Here is a 19,503-nt window from a genome sequence, read left to right on the forward strand (position 1 = left end):
TTGCTTCGGCGGTCTATTCAAGAATCTCAGTCTATGAAAGAGCTGAGAGTGTCAATGCTAAATAAAATTGTGTTGTCGTAACTTGACTTGTCTACTATATTCCTTTAAACTAAATAAATCAATTAATTTTTTAGGAAAAAGGGGTGGCTAAAATCAAAAAAGCAATGGGAGTACAACAAATATTTCTAGCTCCTAACAAAGAAGTTGAAGCAGTGTTGCAGTATCTCTGCCGGCAATCGGGAAAGCTGTACAATAGCGCTGTTTATTTCGCTCGTCAGACATTTTTTAAAACGGGAAAACTGCTGACAGGAAAATTCGACTTATCTTTTGAACCGTCAATTTCTAAATCGATGGTTGCTAAGTCACTGCCTTCAACACCCATGCAGCAAACTCTGATGTCGGTGACTGAGGCATTTAAAAGCTTCAAGGAATTGAAAAAATTATATCTTCAAGGTAATTTACACTTTAAACCTAAACCGCCCAACTATCTAACGAGGCCTAAACTATTTAAAGTAGCTTACCCCAATTCGGGAGGACTAAAGCCAGCCCTTGTCGGTAATCAATTGCGATTTTCCCTGGGTTTAACAGTGCGACGCTGGTTTGGGATTTCTGAATTCTTTCTGCCGATGCCATCAAATATTGACTGTGCAAAGGTTAAAGAGTTCACGATTCTCCCGAAAAACGGTGCTTTCTATTTGGAAGTGTCTTACGAGGTAGAATGCCAGCAGCATAATTTAGATCGCAGTCAAGCATTATCAATTGATCTGGGAACTGCCGACAATTTAGCTGCTTGTGTTGACACGTTGGGAAATTCTTTCTTGCTCGACGCTCGCGTTATGAAGGCGATGAATCAGCTTTGGAACAAAAAAATAGCGACCAGGAAAGAAGGGAAGCCCACAGGTTACTGGGATAGTTGGCTAGACCGCGTAACCCGCAAGCGCAATCACCAGATGCGCGATGGCATCAATAAAGCTGCGAAGCTAATTGTTGACCATTGTTTGAAACACGGTATCGGCAATCTGGTAATTGGATGGAACCAAGGGTTTAAATCCAATGTTGATATGGGCAGTCTGAACAATCAAAAATTTGTTCAGATGCCTTTGGGTAAGTTGAAAGAGCGCTTAAATCAACTTTGTGATTTACACGGAATTCAATTCACTGAAACAGAAGAAGCATACAGCTCCAAAGCTAGCTTTCTTGATGGAGACTCCCTACCCAGATACGGTGAAAAACCGCTGGGGTGGAAAGCATCTGGACGGCGAATTAAACGCGGATTGTATCGCTCTGCGAACGGAAGTTTAGTTAATGCGGATCTTCACGGTGCCGCTAATATTCTCAGAAAAGTAGCTAGTAAGTTAGGTGTAAAACTTGACCGACTGGGTAGACGGTGTTTGGCTACCGTAGCGAGAATCAGGCTTTAGTAATAACTAAAGTTATTCTGTCAGCAGAATCGAGCGTGGCTTCAGCCCGCTTGAGTGTCAATTCTGAAACTGGTATAACGGTTCTCAAGCGTGGTGAGGAGAGCCTCATGCCCTATGCCCTATGCCCTATGCCCTCATCTTTCTAAGAAAGGCTATATAACGAATACTTGCACAATTTTATTGGTTTGTTGGATATAGCAAAGCGAAACCAAAACCTATTTGTTCGGTACGAGTACCTCAACCCAACCTAATTTATGAGGCGATTTTCCCGTTTGGCGAAGATCTTGTTTAACAAAAAACCAGCTCTCATCCCCATGCCTGAAGTCACTGGATGTTACCTGTATACTTTTTAACTAGGCAGCGATACGGTGCGTCAGACCAAAAACTCGAATTACCCGACTCCCTGCCTGCAGACTGGCGCTGCGCCAGCAGCCAGGATTCAGGAAACAGCAGTAAAATTGCTCCTGAGTTGATAATTTCGGACGGACAACACACACTCGGCAAGATGAAACTGCGTCGGAAAACACTATCAATAGTTGGCATTACCATCGCTGGACTGACTGGCATTCTCTATGCAGCCTCCTCCAGTATCCTTTTGGGCAGCCTTGTCAAAGCAGAGGAACAAGAAGCCACACAGGTTGTTAAGGGAGTGCTCAGCGTGTTCGGGCAAACCGCAGACGACTTCAACTCGCGCTTTGCCGACTGGTCAGCCTGGGACGACACCTACGCTTTCATCCAAAATGGTAACAAAGAATTCATCGCCTCAAATTTGATTCCCGAAGGACTGGCTAATGTGAGAGTTAACATAGCCCTATTTGTCAATACTTCGGGCAAAATAGTTTACGGTACGGGTTTCGACAGCCAAAAGGTGAAACTAACGCCTGTTCCAGAAGCCTTAAAACAGCACATTTCTCTGGGCGACCCGTTGTTGCAGCACCCCAACGTCAACAGCAGCCTCGCCGGTATTCTGCTGCTACCGTCAGGGCCGATACTGATTACTTCCCGGCCAATTGTCACTACAAAAAGCACTGGCCCGATTCGAGGCACGCTGGTATTCGGGCGCAATTTGGATGCTGCGGGCATTGCCAAGCTTTCTAAAATTACTCGCTTGCCGCTGATTGTACACAGCGTTAATGAGGCTGAGTTGCCGGCTGACTTTCGGAATGTGCGCGATAAACTGTCGGCAAAAAAATCGATTTTGGTGCGTCCTGTCACCGAAGATTTGATGGCGGGTTATGCTTTGATCCGGGATATTTACGATCGACCAGCGTTACTTCTACGGGTGGATATGCCCAGAGAAATCTACCGCCAAGGTCAAACCAGTTTGCTGTACCTGCTGGTGTCTGTAGGCTTAGCGGGAATCGGATTTATCGGCTGCACTCTGCTGCTGATAGAGCGTCTGGTGCTTTCTCGGTTGAGCAGTTTGGCTTCATCAGTGAACCGCGTCAGTAGTAGCCAAGACCTCTCGGTGCGACTGCCGGTCACGGGCGAAGACGAGTTGTCCGACCTTGCCCATACTATCAATGGAATGCTCGGGGCGATCGCCAGCGCCGAAAACGAACAACTAGAAGAAAAAGCCCGCTACCGAGCCGTAGTCGAGCAAGCTACAGACTGCATTTTCCTGTGGGACGCTCAAACCAAACACCTTTTAGAAGCCAATACAGCCTTTAGAAACTTGCTCGATTACAGTCTTGATACGATTTCGCAACTGACTATTTACGATATCGTCGCTTACTCCAAAGACCTAATTGACAGCAATATCGAGTCCCTGCTGGCGGACAAACAATTCAGAATTGGCGAAGTTCTCTACCTGCGCCGAGACGGTTCCTGCGTAGACGTGGAAGTAAGTGCCAGCGTGATTTCCTACGGCGGCCGCGAGATTATTTGCACTGTTGTCCGCGACATTACCGAGCGCAAGCAAGCCGAAGTCGAACTCCGAGCCTCGGAAGAACGCTACAGACTTTTGTTTAAAAATAATCCCCATCCGATGTGGGTTTACGATTTAGAAACTCTGGAATTTATAGCCGTCAATCAGGCTGCTATCCACCACTACGGCTACACTCGCGACGAATTTCTCAACATGACCGTTGCAGATATTCGTCCGAGCCCAGAACTACCGACATTGCTAGAAAATATATCCCAAGTAGATACCAGTATTGATTTTGCCGGTGTGTGTCAGCACCAGACCAAAAACGGCACAATTATTGATGTAGAAATTACTTCTTATACCCTGATATTTGATAGCAGAAATGCTGAATTAGTGCTGGCTCACGACGTGACTGACCGCTTGCAAGGCGAGGCAGAACTGTACAAAGCAAAGGAAGCCGCAGAAGCAGCTAATTTGGCTAAAAGTCAGTTTTTGGCTAACATGAGCCACGAACTGCGAACTCCTCTGAATGCGATTATCGGTTACAGCGAGATTCTGCAAGAAGATGCTTTAGATTTTGGCGAAGACAATTTTGTGGAGGATTTGGCAAGAATTCACAATGCAGGCAATCATTTACTGGGATTGATTAATGATATTCTGGACTTGTCGAAGATTGAAGCAGGTCACGCGGAATTTGAATTAGAAAATTTTGACTTGTTCGAGGCAGTTCAAGATGTAGCGAGAACTGTTGAACCGCTATTTTTCCGAAATGCCAATCGGCTGAATGTTGAGTGTCCTCAGAATATTGGCGAATTGCATTCGGATAAAATTAAGCTTACTCAAATTTTGTTTAATTTGCTCAGCAATGCAGCTAAGTTTACTCGGCAAGGGAAAATTACACTCAGCGTTGAAAGAATTAAAAATGACGAAAATAGTTGGGATGGTGAACAGTTAATTTTTCAATGTACTGATACGGGAATTGGGATGACTCCGGAACAGCTACAAAAGTTATTTCAACCTTTTACGCAAGCTGATGCTTCGACTACTCGCAAGTACGGAGGTACGGGTTTGGGTTTGGCAATAGCGCAGAAATACTCTCAGATGCTGGGGGGAGAAATTACGGTGAATAGCGAGTTGGGCAAGGGGTCAACTTTTACTCTCATGTTGCCGGCAAAATTGTCATCTAGCCCAATACGCTTAGATTAGCGCTCTCAAACGAATTTGATCTCACGATTTGATCGGAAATACAGGCATCTAATTGCCAGTAGGGAACGGCACTGCCTTCGGAAAGTCTCCACAACCCTGGAACGCTTTGTAATCTCTCGTTTACCGCCGAGGGCAGATCCCCCTAAATCCCCCTTAGGAAGGGGGACTTTGATCCACTTCTGGTTCCACCCTTTTTTAAGGGGGGCTAGGGGGATATGGTCTTAATTATCAGACAGAAGACAGGTGATACATTTGACCTGGTTGTTGACACTCCGAAAGGCGCGGCGCCGTGTCCTGGCTTTTGCCGTTTCCTTACTTTGCGTTCATTTAACCAAATCTGACATCATTTGAGACCAAAAATGCTAGTCTTACTTCGCATCAGCAGGGATCAAAACCTTGTCAATTACGTGAATAACGCCGTTGCTAGCTTTGATATCAGCTTTCACAACATTAGCACCGCTAACAGTAACTTTGCCTGCGGCAACTGCCACTTTCAGCGAGGTACCTTCAACACTTTTAACATCGCCCGATTTGAGGCTGGTAGAGTAAACAGCACCCGGAACAACGTGGTAAGTCAAAATCTTAACAAGTTTGGCTTTGTTAGCTGGTTTCATCAAATTTTCCAAAGTTCCTTTTGGCAAAGCAGCAAAAGCCGCGTCTGTCGGTGCAAAAACAGTGAAAGGGCCTTTTCCTTTGAGAGTTGTCACCAAACCTGCTTCTCCCAAAGCCTTTGTCAATGTCTTGAATTGAGGGTCGCCAGATGCAATAGCGACAATATCCTTAGTGGCGGCCATTGGTGCCGGTGAAGCCATTGGTTTCATATTTTCTGCAACTTGTTGAGTTGGAGTTGCATTATTCACATTGGTGTTGGAGTTGATGTGAGCCCAAGCCGGGAAAGCAATCAACGCGCTAGCGCCGATTACTCCTGCCAAACCTGTGATTTTTTTGCTCCAGCTAGGTACATTTTGATTTTTCATTACGCTTGTATTTCCTTATGACAATAAAACAGTGAACGTGAATTCTTATGTTAGCCAAATTTCCTCAAAAGATCAGGTTGGGAAAGGCTAAGGTAGAGATAAAATGAGCTGGAATTGTCGATCGACCAAAACTCCCTAACTATAACGCAAGCTTAGGGAAAAAGAGTCTCAACTCCCAAATCTATAACTCAAAACCTCAATCACCGAACCTGTTTGGGGTAAATCAGCAGATTTGATCGAAATCGTGTCACTATTCAATCGGCGCACTGGCGTACCATCCATCAGCGCCAAGAAGTCATCTAGCGGCACTAAATCGCACGCTGCTGCATCGGCGGCTTGGGTTTTGTAATGCGTGGGAATCACCATTTTCGGTTTGAGAAGTTGCACAGTTTGCTTGGCTTCCGCCGGAGTGTAAGCTTTCGGCCCTCCACCCACGGGAATTAGCAAAATATCCGGCCGCCCAATCAGGATTTGTTCTTCAATGCCGATCGGCCCAGCAAGTCCACCCAAGTGTAAAATCTTAACACCAGCTTGCTGCCAAAGCCAAGCCACATTCACCCCAAATCGCTTTCCTCCCTCACGGTCTTTCTGCGTCCGAATGCCTTGAATCCTGAGCCCGTTCGATCGATAAGCGCCCGGTTCGTACAAAAGGCCGGGATTGCCAGAAAATCCGTCTACCGCCCCTTCATCGAGCAATCTGCTGCTAATCAGAATCAAATCTGTAGGTACTTTGGGAGAACGATAGCCTGCCGTACAGCCTAGGGGGCGAAAAGGATTCACCAGCACCCTCGCACCGCCACCTGTAAACAAAAAGCAAGTGTGGCCCAACCACTGAACCGACAAAGAATCAGCAGTTTGAGCTTGATAGCTTTCCCATCCAGAGGGCAAACCAGTTGCTAAAGCTGCTAGCAAACCCGTCTGTGCGTAACGTATTAATTGTCGCCGTTTCATCTTGTGGTTGGGTTATCGGGTGTTGGTCGTTTGTTGTTATACCACAAAACACAGTCCGGTGCGAAATGTGTACTCTAGTCTTACCGTAAGGTGCGCACCGCGTACTCTACAAATCGAGAGAAATTCAACTAAGCAAATCCACTTGATTAAACGTAAAATACGGCTCGCGCTCAAGCTGGGTGTATATGTTTTTTCTTTCTTCCTTCTTCCTTCCTTCCTTCTTCCTTCTTCCTTCTTCCTTCTTCCTTCTTCCTTCTACTTAAAGCCGTTCTAAGAAATTCCGCAATAATTGCTTTCCCGAAGTCGTCAAAATACTTTCCGGGTGAAACTGCACACCTTCAATGTGCGGATATTCTCGATGCCGCACGCCCATAATCGTGCCATCTTCAACCCAAGCCGTAACTTCCAAAACTTCAGGACAACTCTGCTTTTCTATTACCAAACTGTGATAGCGAGTTGCAACCATCGGTGATTCTACTCCTACAAAAACTCCGACTCCTGCGTGTTCTACCTGAGAAGTTTTGCCGTGCATTAATACGGGTGCAGAAACAATTTTGCCGCCGAATACTTGACCGATACTTTGATGTCCAAGACACACGCCTAAAATTGGTAAAGTCGGCCCCAATTCTTTGATTAATTCCAGAGAAATTCCCGCATCTTCCGGTCGCCCTGGGCCTGGAGAAATAACCACTGCTGCGGGCTGCAATCGGCGAATTTCTGCTAAGGAGATTTGGTCGTTGCGGTAGACTTGGACTTCTTTTGCTACGGGCAATTCAGCGCCGAGTTCTCCTAGATACTGTACCAAATTGTATGTAAAACTGTCGTAGTTATCGATGACTATAATCACGGGTTAAGTTAGATTTTAGGTTTGAGATTTTAGATCTTAGATTGAGTCGCTGCCTGAATGCAATAGTTTGAAGATTTTAGATAGATGCCCAAGATTAAAATAGCTGCAATATGTACAAATAAAACTAAAAGCCTCAAATTGGTCATCTAAAATGTAAAATTTGCCTGGCCTATAAGTTACTAACGGACGATCGCAATTTGAACAACTACCCACAAGGGAGGAAGCAGCAGTGCAGCAGCGACAATCGCCGCGGCCATTGCGGATACCAGAACGGCTCCGGCAGCGCAGTCTTTGGCAATTTTGGCGAGTTCGTGGTAAGATTGCCCAACGGTTAAGTCTACCACCGATTCGATCGCCGTATTCAACAATTCCATTGCTAAAACTATACCAATTGTGACACCGATTACTGATATTTCTACAGGTTTCAGGTGCAAAAATAGTCCTAGTCCGATCGCCAAAGTGCCAATAATAGTGTGAATCCGAAAATTGCGCTGAGTTTCAAAGGCATAAGTCAGCCCACCCCAAGCGTATCTAAAACTCGTAGCTAAACTAGAGGCGATTTTCCAGGACAGTTCTCGTCTGTATTTCAAGGGCTTTTTTGACTCGTGGACTGTCGGGCTCGAAGAGTCTTGAGGCATGATCGCAAACGGTGGGATGTTTGATGAAATTGACGGTCTATCTATTGTCATAACAACCAACTTTAAGTTACAAAAATGAATGCAAGCTAGACTTGTAAAATTCACTTCATCAAGTCTAGGTAACTTTCCTCAGCTTTTGGTAAAGTTTTGATGTAATTTTAGAGAGTTATGTTGAGCTTGGCATGATTGGTTAAATCAGTATCAATGTCAGTTATGGTGTTTGGATCTCAAGACCGATCGCGCGCAACAATGTTTCTTGTCGATCGAGCATTTGAGTCAGACTTGCTTCATCCGGGTGATCCCAGCCCAAAAGATGTAGAAAACCGTGGGATGCCAGCCAAGCTAGTTCGGTCTTCAGGGGATGTCCTTGCTGCTGGGCTTGTCGCTGCGCTGTGTCGATCGAGATAATGATATCACCCAAGTATAGAGGTTCCGATGACTGCATTTCCTCTAACTGAGGACAGTCTACCTCTAAAGATGCGAAAGCTAGGACATCGGTCGATCGATCTTGTTGACGATATTGGGCGTTGAGGGCTTGGATCTCGGCATCGGCGGTGAGACGCAGACTGACTTCGTAGCCCGGGGCGACTGGCACATCCGCCTCCTGGTTTTCCAGCCAAACGCTAAACCAATTTTCCCAGGTTTCGGCTGCAATCTCCCCGCTGGGTTGATTCTCCGGGTGGTTGTAAGTGTCGGCGGATTGTTGGGCGAGTCCATAACAGTCTTCGACGTTCACCTCAATTAGCATTTTTCGCATCTGTTGTCAAGCAATATATTCAATTTTTTTACAATTTCAAATTGGGCGATCGGGCGGCGGGGACTTTTTGCTTTAAGCAGGCAGATTACAGGAATCTGTTGAAGATTGCAATGGGTCGATCGCGCGATCACATCAAACGGCGCGGTATTTAACCCGCGGAGGCGCGTGAGTGTCTGTATCGAAGCGGTTTCAACCGTCCGGTATTCAACCGCCGCGGTTTCAAGCGCCGGGTATTCTAAGAGTTGAAATATCGATCAAGAAAAGCCAAACCGACGAGTACGCCCAAAAGTCCGGCCGCCGTCAAAGCAAAATGAAACAAAGAAGTCGCGCGCTTGCGAACCATATTCCGCATCGCCAGCTTGACATAACTCGGTGGAGGTGCATTGTTTGTCGGCGCGATCGGAGTTTCGGCGGCGAGCTCTTCGGAGGCGGGAGTTGTGGAGGGAGATTGATCCATAACGGTTAGTTTTGAAGGTTAAAAGGGCGAATGCTGAGGACAGACTCGCCACGATGGTAACAAAAATGTAACGTTTTGTGTAGCTGTTTTGAGTTTTTCGATCGCCCCGGACCCATTAAAGGGGGATTATACCAACAGATTAATGTGCGGGCTGATTATCAATTCGATATTTTCTTTTCATCTTCAGATACACAAGGATAAATTAAATTCCCGATCCGTGTTTCTCAGGGGTTAAACAAAAATTTTTAAATTGTCAAGTCCCACAATCTAGTGACACTCACTTGAGTTAACTCAAGTGAGTGTCACTAGAAAAAGGGACTGTTAACCAATGGCGACGGGCAGTTATTCATAGAGATAGCCACGGAAAAACATAAACAAATTTTTCCGGGTAAAGACTAGCCCAAAAAGTTAAATTACTCTGAAAACAAGATGGAAATTTCCACATTTGAACTCCTCGCAAAGCCGATCGCACCTCTGAACCTTCCTGCAAACGTCCTCCCAGTGGCTCGCCGAGTCGTTCAGGGATACTTTCTCACCATCTCCAATCTCGAACCGTTCAACGTGCAATATCGGATTCAGTTTACCATCAGCAAACCCGTGCAAAATGATCCTAATAGAATAATCACCTTGGGCCCCAACAAGAACGTTGGCTTAGTGGTTGATGTTGCAGGCAATAACATTGACATACCTCTGACTCAGAACGGGGAGGTATATCGCGGAACTTTCATAATACCCGCTCGCCAAACAGCATCTGTTGAATTGTTGCCTCAAGTGCTAAACGTTCTGACTACAGGTATGTTGTTGGAAGTGCGCGGATTTGTCTCACTATTTCGGCGCAAAATACTTCCTGGATCCCTCCGACCAGTCAAGGTATTATTGAATCCCGAAATTCGCGGTACTTTCTTGCCGAATGGTTTCCCATTAGTACCTAATCCTTCACCAGACTTCGATCAAATCAATTACAGTTTAGCGATCGCCAGTGGAAAAGCCTTCAACGAAATTCCTCCTGAACCAACCCAACCACCAATTATCATCACGCCAATCCTTCAGCCGCTTTTGGAAGAGTTAAGCAACGGTATTTTGGACTTGGCTAGTTTGGAAGCAGACAATCCAGGAAAAGCTAGAATGCTAGTGCAACTGCTAGCCGAACTCGATGCCAGTGATGTCAATTTGAAAGACTTAAATACAGTGATGGAAAAATTAGAGATTCCTGTCAGAATGTCTAGCATCTAGAACTGTTAAAGGGTAATTAACTGTAGGGTGGGCAATGCCCACCTTACGTTTAATTACGTTTAATTACGCCCACTTACTCACTGAGCTTTATTCAAATGTCGAACTCATTTAAATTTCAGCCTGTTTCTTTTAGTTGGGTAGCTGTTCATCCGCAGCCCAAAGGTGTTATTCAATTTATTGGTGGAACTCTTTTTGGTAGTTTGCCAACTTTGTTTTATCGATATTTTTTACAGCAGTTGTTTGAAGAAGGTTATACCGTAGTTGCTTTGCCATTTAGATTTACTTTTCGTCACTGGCCGATCGCTATTGGGTTATTAAAAGAACAGGAGATCCTGAGAACAGAACTGACCAAAATTTCTCAAAAATTAGGCTATGAAAGCGAAATTTATCAAGAACTATCGAGTTATTTTTGGGTAGGTCACAGTCTGGGATGCAAGTACATTGCTCTTTTAGAATTTTTAAGCGACGATCGGTATCCAAATATTGTGAATAAATTCTGCGATCGCCCTGACTACGAACAGATTCACAGCTTAATCGAAAATCTGGGCATCGACAGACCTTCAATTAAAGACCAGCCCTCGTTATTAATTGCTCCTGATATCAGCAATACCGAGAGCGCTATTCCAGTGCGATCGCTAGCAAAACTGTTAGACAAATTCCGTTTAGGAGTGCTACCAACCAGAGAACAAACTCAATGCTTGATCGCTAATAGTTCTCTGTTTAATTTAACAGCAATAATTTCTTTCGATCGAGATAAAATTGCTGGTTCTATCAAGGATATCAACAAAAGTCCCGAAGAACAAAAAAACAGCGATGTACTTTGGCTCATACAACAGCTAAGTAATAGAAAATTGCCTTTATTGAGCCAGGAAATAGAAGGCAAACATTTAGAGCCGATTGGCATCAAAATCGGTAATTATATTGTTGACCTCAATCCTTGGGATAAATTCATTAAACCCCTGAAAAGCCGATTCCTTGAATATTGGTCTGTTCATTTTTTGGATGCTTTGAAAAAGCGGTTAGGCGCTTAACTATCCGTTGTTATTTGCGATCGCCCTCTTAACCCCGTCTCCCGCAACCAAGCATCAGCCCAAACAGCATCCGGTTCCGACAGCCCAGGAACGGGTTCTGTCGTATAATCGATTCTAAAATCATAGGCGGAGCGATCGTAAACCCCATTTAATAACGCTTGTAAATCGACAATTGGTTCCGCATCGCCGCTACGCAAAGGCAAAGGAAATTGAGGAATCATATTGGGCAAATTGAAAAGGTACAAATCTGCCAAAGGCTTTTGATTTGTCCGAGTTACCAAAATTCTATAACTTCCCTCAATTTCATTACCAAAAACTGGCAGAGGTTGGTAACTTCGCAGCAAGTCAATTTCCACCATCTGAGTCCGACTAGCAAACACCTTTTCTCGCTTTTCTTCATACATTTCTCGCCCTTTCCCAGGACGCTTGTTGGCTGGTGACAGCACTTCAATCACTGTCACAACTTCCCTAGTTTCTGTATCTCGCACCTCTAGATAGGCTTCCCTAAATTCGACAGGTACTGGCAGTCTTACTTTCAAAGCTGTCACAGGTGGTACAGCAACTGCGATATTAGAAGAAGTAGGCTTTGTTTGAATTGGAGAGCGCTGCACGGTGACATCAGGAATCCCCACTAATAGGGAATTTTCCCCGCTAATCTCATAAACTCTTTTTTCAATATCAACGATATATCTTGGCAGCAACTGCGGCACTAATGATTCAAAAATGCTACTAATAAGCAAGTGATGTACTTGGGGCCAAAAGTCAGGACTTTCTAAATAGGGATTCATCCCCGGAAATGGATTAGGCATAGTAATATATTGTTGAAAATTTCCACAGCATCAACCTCTCAATCCCATCTCCCGCAACCAAGCATCAGCCCAAACAGCATCCGGTTCCGACAGCGCAGGCACCGGTTCGGCGGTGTAATCTATTCTAAAGTCATAGGCGGCGCGATCGTAAACCCCATTTAATAACGCTTGTAAATCGACAATTGGTTCCGCATCGCCTGGGCGCAAAGGCAAAGGAAAAGCCGGAATTGCATCTGGTAGATTAAACAAATACAAATCAGCCGCGGGGCGACAATCTCCCCGACTCACCAAAATCCGATAACTTCCCTCAATATCATTCCCAAAAACAGGCAAAGGTTGGTAACTTCGCAGCAAGTCAATTTCCACTAAGTGCGATCGCCCTGCGAACACTTTATAGCGTTTTTCCTCATACATCTCCCGCCCTTTGCCGCGCTTGTTCGTCGGCGAAAGCACTTCTATTACTGTAACTACTTTCTTAGTTTCCTGTTCTATTACCTGCAAATAACTTTCTCTAACTTCCACCGTTGTAGGCACTCTCACTCTCAAAGCTGTCACAGACGGCGACATGACAGCAACATTTCCAGTGCTAGAAGTTGCTGGAATTGGCGATCGCTGTACGGCCACATCGGGAATACCGACCAATAAAGCATCTTCCCCGCTGATTTGATAAATTCTTTGTTCAATGTCCACTAAATACTTAGGCAGCAGTTGCGGAGTCAAAAAATCTGCGATCGCCACTATCAACCGATTGTGAACCGCCCGCCAAAAATCAGGACTTTCTAAATAGGGATTCATCCCCGGAAATGGATTAGGCATAGTAATATATTGTTGAAATTTTCCACTACATTAACCCCTTAACCCTGTCTCCCGCAACAAACCATCAGCCCAAGCAGCATCGGCTTCCGACAGCGCAGGAACGGGTTCGGCGGTATAATCGATTTCAAAATCATATCCCGCGCGATCGTATACTTGATTAATCAGCGCCTGTAAATCCAAAACAGGCTCTACATCTTCTGGACGCAAAGGCAAGGGAAATGCAGGAATTGGATCGGGAATGTTAAATAAGTACAAATCTGCGATCGGACGTTGATTGCTGCGACTGACTAAAATGCGGCAGTCACTTTCATTATAATCTCCAAAAACTGGCAAAGGTTCCCCATCCCGCAACAAGTCTATTTCTACTAAATGCGTACTCGTATCAAATATTTTCTTTCGCTTATTATTATATTTTTTCCGACCTTCCCCCCGACGTTTATTTGGAGGTGAAAGCACTTCAATAACTGTAACAACTTCCTTTGTCGCCATGTCGATTACCTCTAAATATCCTTCCCTAAATTCTTCCGACACTGGGATTCTCACTTTTACAGGTTCCACAGTGCGGGCAGCGACAGCAACATTAGATGATACTGGATTGGTTGGATAGCGTTTCTGTTGGATAGATACATCAGGAATCCCTACTAATAGAGAAGTTTCACCTGGAATTTCATAAATTCGCTTTTCAATAGCGACGCGGTATTTTGGGTGTAATTGCGGAGTTAGCGACTCTTTAATCGCACTAATCAGTAAATGATGAACTTCTGGCCAAAAGTCAGGATGTTCTAAATAGGGATTCATCCCCGGAAATGGATTAGGCATCATCGTACCTCCCGTTGATTACTATCATTTTAGCAAACAGATTAGAAAAACGCAGACAATATCAAACTATCATCTGCGTTAATCCCCGTGTATCTGCGGTTAAAAAACTCCCCTAAAAATCGCCATAACTACTAATAGCAGCCTGCAACCTCCCAAGAACTTCATCAACCGAAATCGCCCCCAACTCCCCAGAAGCACGAGTCCGAACATTCAAACTATTCGCCTCAACCTCCTTCGCACCCACAACACACATCACCGGAATTTTATCCTTCTCAGCATTGCGAATCAACTTACCCAAACGCTCACTACTCTCAACTTCCGCGCGAATATTCAGCGCCTTCATCCTCGCCTCGACTTCCTTAGCAAACGGCAAAAACTCCTCGCTAACAGGCAACAACCGCACCTGAATCGGCGCTAACCATATTGGGAAATCCCCCGCGTACTGTTCGATCAAAATTCCTATCAAACGCTCCAAAGAACCGAAAGGAGCGCGGTGAATCATTACCGGACGCTTGCGAGTGCCATCTTCAGCAACGTATTCCAAATCAAAACGTTCTGGCAAATTGTAATCTACCTGAACAGTCCCTAATTGCCATTCTCTATCCAACACATCTTGGAAAATGAAATCGAGTTTCGGCCCGTAAAAAGCCGCTTCCCCAATTCCTTCAAAATAATTCATTCCCAAAGTTTCCACCGCGCGGCGGATTGCACCTTGCGCCTTTTCCCAAGCTTCATCGGAACCGATGTATTTCTCTAAATTATTCGGATCGCGGAAACTCAAACGCGCCTTAAAATTCTTCAGTTGCAAACTCTTGAACACTGACAGAATCAAATCCACCACACTCAAAAATTCAGCATCCAATTGTTCCGGCGTGACAAACAAGTGGGAATCATCCACCGTAAAGCCGCGCACCCTGGTTAAACCACCCAATTCTCCCGATTGTTCGTAGCGGTAAACTGTGCCGAATTCGGCTAAGCGCATCGGCAATTCGCGATAGGATCGCAACTCGCTTTTGTAAATTTGAATGTGAAAAGGGCAGTTCATCGGTTTCATCACAAAACCCTGTTCATTTGCTGCCGCTTCTGCGTCTTCAGCCATCAGCGGAAACATATCTTCTTTGTATTTCTGCCAGTGTCCCGAAATTTTGAACAAATCAACTCTGGCAATGTGCGGTGTCACAACTTGCAAGTAGCCGCGCTTGATTTGTTCTTGTTTCAAGTAATCTTCTAGAATACTTCTCAGAATCGTGCCTTTCGGTGTCCACAAAGGCAAACCGGGGCCAACCGCATCGGCAAAAATAAATAAGCCTAATTCTTTGCCTAATTTGCGGTGATCTCGTCTTAGGGCTTCTTCTTTGCGGTGTTTGTAGGCTTCTAGCTGTTCGGGTGTTTCCCAAGCTGTGCCGTAAATGCGCTGTAGCTGGGCTTTGGTTTCGTCGCCGCGCCAGTATGCTCCTGCTAGACTTTCTAGCTCGATCGCCCTGCCGTTGATTTCATTGGTATTATCCAAATGGGGCCCGGCGCACAAATCCCACCATTCGTCACCCAAATGGTAAAGAGTAATCGGTTCAATCAAACCTGCCAAAATTTCTAATTTGTAAGGTTCATTAATCTCCTTAATTCTGCGTTCCGCTTCCTCGCGGCTGACTTCTTCCCGAATTACAGGCAATTTGCGGTTAATGATTTTGATCATTTCTTTTTTAATTGCCTTGAGATCCTTTTCAGTAAAAGGTTCGGGGCAATCAAAATCGTAATAGAAACCGTTTTCAATCCAAGGGCCAATTGTCACTTGAGCCTTGGGAAATAACTTCTGTACCGCCATCGCCATAACGTGAGATGTGGTGTGGCGAATTTTTTTTAGTGGCTCCGACTCGCTGGTGCGGGGCAACTGAATTTTAACGGACTCTTCTGGAGCGTTCATTGATTCTGAGCTAGACATCGGCTGAATTTAGCAATTAATGAGAGTTGCAGTTGCTTCTATCTTACTCAGATTGGGACAGGAACCGCCGACTTCCGGCTGAGGCTATTGGTGTCAACTTCAGGCTAGAACACTTCAAAAATCTCGCTTTTAGCTGAGTCTAGATCCCCCTAAATCCCCCTTAAGAAGGGGGACTTTGATCGTCGTTTCCGGTTCCCGCCTTAAGAAGGGGGGCTAGGGGGGGATCTGCGGCCTAATCGTCAGACAGCATACCTGTACTACGTTTGACGTAAGTTGATACCTGTGGACTTTCTTAATTTTGAAACTGTTGCTTTTGTTGTTTTCTGTATAACAGAGCCTTCAGCTATATACACGCTGTCTGAGCCAATATTTCCCATAATTTTGGGATTTTGACTCAAAAATTGCTCCTGGCACGGTTAAGTTTATTCACCCCCACCTGCTAGTTTTTTTAAATCCTTGAATTATTGTTAATAATATGTTACAGATTGTAAAGCACGTTTAAGGTTAGAATAAGTAGATAACCCAATTTTTATTCATGCTTAATTCCAATTTGCCGGAATCAGAGTTGCTCAAATCCCTACTGGAACCGCTGTTAGAGGATTTTAGATACTGGTTCGAGCGATCGACCACTCTCTTAGAAACTGAGGAAATTCCCTTTCTGAGCGGCGAGGATCAATCCGACTTGCTGGCGCGAGTCAAACAGGCTCAGCAAGAAGTAGGCGCTGCTAAAGCTCTATTTCAAGCAACCGGAGGTCAAGTTGCAATTGAAACCGCAGCACTGATGCCGTGGCACAGATTGCTCGCCGAATGCTGGCAAGTATCGGCTCGCTTTCGCTCATGGCAGTCAGCTCCCCGTGAAAAATAAGGAAGCGAGTTCAAGTTAAACTTGTTGTTAAATCCCAAACAAGAGGAAATGTCGCAGCCGACTTGACAAGTTCAAACAAATTTCCAGTTAATAAGTTATTACTTGCTGAAACACATTTGTAAACTGCTGTGCGGCTGTTTAGCCGGGAGGAAAATATCATGTTACACCTGCTTTATATTTTAGCTTTCACTGTTCTGGCTTTTCTGGCTGTCGGTAACTTAATCCGCAGTCTCGTCACGGTAGGTATGGAGTCCCAGCGCCCCCAACAATTCAGGGCAAATCATGGCTCCGCATCCTATCCTCGCTCTCAAGCTGTACCCCATCCAGAACTGTTAGACGAATACGGCAATATTGTCAACGAGCCGCTGCTAGTGATGCGTTCGCTGACTGTCCAAGACGCGCGCGAACAATTAGATGCTCTATACAAATCATCTCCCGGCGGCAGCGACGAAGGGGGCGAACGACGCTAATTTAATCGCAGTCGCAGCATTTATACTCAGAGTCACTGGTACTGAAATAAATAATAGGCCGTTAGTTTCTGGCTAACGGCCTATTTGTAGCGACTTTTGAGAGATACTGGAAAGGGATCGATCTAAACTTACGGTCGATCGCTCCAGTTTTGTCATCGGCAAAAATGCACGCTTAAGGGTAGATGATCGTCCCAATTCCGCTACTGGCAGAACTTCTGCAAGCATTGCCCCCACTGCGGGCACAAATTTATTTCAAATCTTCCATGACAGCGCTGTCTCACGCGATGGAAGACTTGGTTTTGGCTGGCTCCGACGACGAACCGCTAGTCATTGCTAGCTTTCAGCGAGAGCGCTTCTACCTACAGGAAGCTCACCGCTATCGGCGAATTGCTGCTCTATCTTCTCAGGTATACGTGCTAGCAGTACCGGAAACTGAGTTTAAAAATTCCTCCGAACATCACGAAACTGTGGCGTTTGCACCGGAGGACGCATTAAGTAAAGAGTGGCACTTAGTGGTGCTGGGGCAACACTACTCAACTTGTCTGATTTGTCAAGAAAAAATTGTGCCGATCGAGAATCAGGACGATCGCGGCCCGCTGTTGATTGATCAAGCTCGCAGATTTGAGGGAGTTTGGACGTTTGATCGCGAGGTAAGCTGCAAAGCTGCCGAATTGTTGCTCGATCGAATTGTCAAATATCGCCCCGAATTGACCGAAAAGATCGATCGAGCGCGCACAACTTACAAGCTGGGAAACAAAACCAAAAAAATCAGGAAATCCGCGACTTCCCCAGCCGCCAAACCAGAAAAAAGCGCGCCCAAAAACTCAAGAGTTCCCAATCCCAAATTGAGCGACGCTTTTACCAAACGCTTAGTAACCTACTTGCAATCAGGCCAGCACAAACTGCTGAAAGCATACAGCGCGATCGCCGCCCAAGAACGCAAAGAACGCCTCATAAACTTAATTACAACGGCAATGCGGCAGTCTCTCAACCCGCAAGAAATCGTCGAAGTCGCAGTGCAAGAACTGGGAACAGCCCTGTCAGCCAGCCGTTGTTTGATTTATCGCTGCAAAGCCGCAGATGTGTCGGTCAAAATCGATCGCGAGTTTTTGCGCCCTGGTGCTAGTTCTCTCTTAAATCAGACTTGGCCGTTGCAGGAAAATCCCATATTCCGCGACGCGGTAGCGCGGCAAGAGCGAGTTTACATCCAAGACACAGCACAAGACCCGCTGATTGTCGATACAAAATCTTTGGGCAAAATTGTCAAAAATTGGCAGATCGTCTCTTGGTTAATGGTGCCGGTGCTTTATCATGGGCGGGTTTTGGGCATGGTGGAAATGCACCAGTGCCGATCGACTTCGCCTTGGGAAGAAGACGAAATTGCTTTAGTAGAGGCGATCGCCACCCAACTCGGAGCAGCCTTAATTCAAGCCGAAACCTACGCTAATTTAGAAGAACTCAACCAACAATTAGAAGCATTAGACCGCACTCGCAGCAATCTCATAGCCATCACCGGACACGAACTCCGCACTCCGCTATCGACGATTCAAGTATGTCTGGAAAGTTTGAACTCCGAGCCAGATATGCCCCAAGAATTGCGAACAATCATGTTAGAAACAGCCCTCGGAGATGCCGATCGAATGCGTAAACTTGTCCAAGATTTCTTAACTCTTTCTAACCTAGAAAGCGGACAAGTTAAATGGAATGTAGAATCGCTGACGCTGCAAGAATGCGTGGATTTGGCCCTCAGCAGCGTGCGATCGCGCGGCGGACTCGATCGCAAGTTGCCGCAAATTATCGCCGAAGTGTCCGCAGAATTGCCATTAGTGCTAGCAGACGGCGAATGGTTAGTGGAGGTGCTGTCCAAACTCCTAGACAACGCTTGCAAATTCACCACACCGCAGGGAAGCGTCACCATCAGAGCCAAATGCAACGGTTCTGCGATGGTGGAAGTGCTCGTATCCGATACGGGGCGGGGAATCGAGGCGAATAGTTTAAAAGTAGTGTTCGATCGATTTTATCAAGAAGAAGGAGCATTGCGGCGCAGCGCCGGCGGTACCGGTTTGGGATTGGCAATTTGCAAGCAGATTGTCGCAGGCTGGGGCGGTAAAATTTGGGCAGATTCCCCAGGAAAAGACCGAGGAAGCGAATTTCACTTTACCATTCCAATTGTTTAGAATCTAGGGAAATGGCATTGCCGTGTCCATAATCCCCGCAAGGAAACGGCATTATTTATTAGTGTCAACAATCGCCTAAAAACCTTTGTATCTCTGGTGTGTATCCAAGCGTCGATCCCCCCTAACCCCCCTTAATAAGCGGGGGATAAGAGTCTACTCAAAGTTCCCATTCTTAAGGGGGATTTAGGGGGATCTTGCCTTTGCTATGAACGAGAAATAGAAA

Annotated in this window: 17 protein-coding genes; 7 read left to right on the top strand and 10 right to left on the bottom strand. The window is 45.6% G+C overall.

Annotated elements, in window-relative coordinates:
• The first annotated feature begins 143 nt into the window (after positions 1 to 143).
• Together K4039_RS02235 and K4039_RS02240 are read left to right on the top strand one after the other, a co-directional pair.
• Positions 144 to 1,421 (top strand): transposase, encoded by a 1,278-nt coding sequence (locus tag K4039_RS02235; protein WP_265233488.1) that lies wholly within the window; start codon positions 144 to 146, stop codon positions 1,419 to 1,421.
• Positions 1,422 to 1,752: 331 nt separating this feature from the next.
• The gene (locus K4039_RS02240; protein WP_265233489.1) at positions 1,753 to 4,494 is read left to right on the top strand and encodes a CHASE4 domain-containing protein; all 2,742 of its coding nucleotides are present in this window, start codon (positions 1,753 to 1,755) and stop codon (positions 4,492 to 4,494) included.
• A 368-nt stretch (positions 4,495 to 4,862) separates the two neighbouring features.
• On the opposite strand, the gene K4039_RS02245 is transcribed toward K4039_RS02240, so the two are convergent.
• The 6 genes from K4039_RS02245 to K4039_RS02270 all read right to left on the bottom strand — a co-directional run bounded on the left by K4039_RS02245 (position 4,863) and on the right by K4039_RS02270 (position 9,121).
• A complete protein-coding gene (locus tag K4039_RS02245; protein ID WP_265233490.1) occupies positions 4,863 to 5,471 on the bottom strand; it encodes a fasciclin domain-containing protein in 609 nt (202 codons plus the stop codon).
• A 168-nt stretch (positions 5,472 to 5,639) separates the two neighbouring features.
• Positions 5,640 to 6,422 (bottom strand): MBL fold metallo-hydrolase, encoded by a 783-nt coding sequence (locus tag K4039_RS02250; RefSeq protein WP_265233492.1) that lies wholly within the window; start codon positions 6,420 to 6,422, stop codon positions 5,640 to 5,642.
• A 259-nt stretch (positions 6,423 to 6,681) separates the two neighbouring features.
• Entirely contained in the window at positions 6,682 to 7,269 is a 588-nt protein-coding gene (locus K4039_RS02255; RefSeq protein ID WP_265233493.1) for an aminodeoxychorismate/anthranilate synthase component II, read from the bottom strand.
• 179 nt (positions 7,270 to 7,448) lie between these two features.
• Positions 7,449 to 7,958, bottom strand: a complete 510-nt coding sequence (locus tag K4039_RS02260; protein ID WP_265233494.1) for a diacylglycerol kinase family protein — start codon at positions 7,956 to 7,958, stop codon at positions 7,449 to 7,451.
• A gap of 160 nt (positions 7,959 to 8,118) precedes the next feature.
• Entirely contained in the window at positions 8,119 to 8,655 is a 537-nt protein-coding gene (gene ybeY / locus K4039_RS02265; protein WP_265233581.1) for an rRNA maturation RNase YbeY, read from the bottom strand.
• 244 nt (positions 8,656 to 8,899) lie between these two features.
• Positions 8,900 to 9,121 (bottom strand): DUF3285 domain-containing protein, encoded by a 222-nt coding sequence (locus K4039_RS02270; protein ID WP_265233495.1) that lies wholly within the window; start codon positions 9,119 to 9,121, stop codon positions 8,900 to 8,902.
• A 429-nt stretch (positions 9,122 to 9,550) separates the two neighbouring features.
• On the opposite strand from K4039_RS02270, the gene K4039_RS02275 reads away from it, so the two are divergent.
• Together K4039_RS02275 and K4039_RS02280 are read left to right on the top strand one after the other, a co-directional pair.
• Positions 9,551 to 10,354, top strand: a complete 804-nt coding sequence (locus K4039_RS02275) for a hypothetical protein (protein WP_265233496.1) — start codon at positions 9,551 to 9,553, stop codon at positions 10,352 to 10,354.
• A gap of 95 nt (positions 10,355 to 10,449) precedes the next feature.
• Positions 10,450 to 11,385: a DUF1350 family protein gene (locus tag K4039_RS02280; protein WP_265233497.1), complete on the top strand. Its 936-nt coding sequence runs from the start codon at positions 10,450 to 10,452 to the stop codon at positions 11,383 to 11,385.
• Here K4039_RS02280 and K4039_RS02285 read toward each other — a convergent pair.
• From K4039_RS02285 to thrS, 4 genes are all read right to left on the bottom strand, one after another.
• A complete protein-coding gene (locus tag K4039_RS02285; protein ID WP_265233498.1) occupies positions 11,382 to 12,194 on the bottom strand; it encodes a DUF4058 family protein in 813 nt (270 codons plus the stop codon). The two genes, K4039_RS02280 and K4039_RS02285, sit on opposite strands and share 4 nt — an antisense overlap.
• Positions 12,195 to 12,224: 30 nt before the next feature.
• Positions 12,225 to 13,010, bottom strand: a complete 786-nt coding sequence (locus K4039_RS02290; RefSeq protein ID WP_265233499.1) for a DUF4058 family protein — start codon at positions 13,008 to 13,010, stop codon at positions 12,225 to 12,227.
• Positions 13,011 to 13,040: 30 nt separating this feature from the next.
• On the bottom strand, positions 13,041 to 13,829 hold the full coding sequence (locus K4039_RS02295) for a DUF4058 family protein (protein WP_265233582.1): 789 nt from the start codon (positions 13,827 to 13,829) through the stop codon (positions 13,041 to 13,043).
• 112 nt (positions 13,830 to 13,941) lie between these two features.
• Entirely contained in the window at positions 13,942 to 15,768 is a 1,827-nt protein-coding gene (thrS, locus tag K4039_RS02300) for a threonine--tRNA ligase (protein ID WP_265233500.1), read from the bottom strand.
• Between the two features lie 535 nt (positions 15,769 to 16,303).
• Between thrS and K4039_RS02305 the strand changes: the two genes are divergently transcribed.
• The 3 genes from K4039_RS02305 to K4039_RS02315 all read left to right on the top strand — a co-directional run bounded on the left by K4039_RS02305 (position 16,304) and on the right by K4039_RS02315 (position 19,280).
• Complete coding sequence (locus K4039_RS02305) at positions 16,304 to 16,633, top strand: DUF2605 domain-containing protein (protein ID WP_265233501.1); 330 nt, start codon at positions 16,304 to 16,306, stop codon at positions 16,631 to 16,633.
• A gap of 158 nt (positions 16,634 to 16,791) precedes the next feature.
• Entirely contained in the window at positions 16,792 to 17,103 is a 312-nt protein-coding gene (locus K4039_RS02310; RefSeq protein WP_265233502.1) for a DUF2973 domain-containing protein, read from the top strand.
• Positions 17,104 to 17,285: 182 nt separating this feature from the next.
• Positions 17,286 to 19,280, top strand: a complete 1,995-nt coding sequence (locus tag K4039_RS02315) for a DICT sensory domain-containing protein (protein WP_265233503.1) — start codon at positions 17,286 to 17,288, stop codon at positions 19,278 to 19,280.
• Positions 19,281 to 19,503: the final 223 nt, after the last annotated feature.

It is taken from the genome of Lyngbya sp. CCAP 1446/10 (assembly GCF_026130175.1).
In the GTDB taxonomy this organism is placed as follows: domain Bacteria; phylum Cyanobacteriota; class Cyanobacteriia; order Cyanobacteriales; family Microcoleaceae; genus Microcoleus.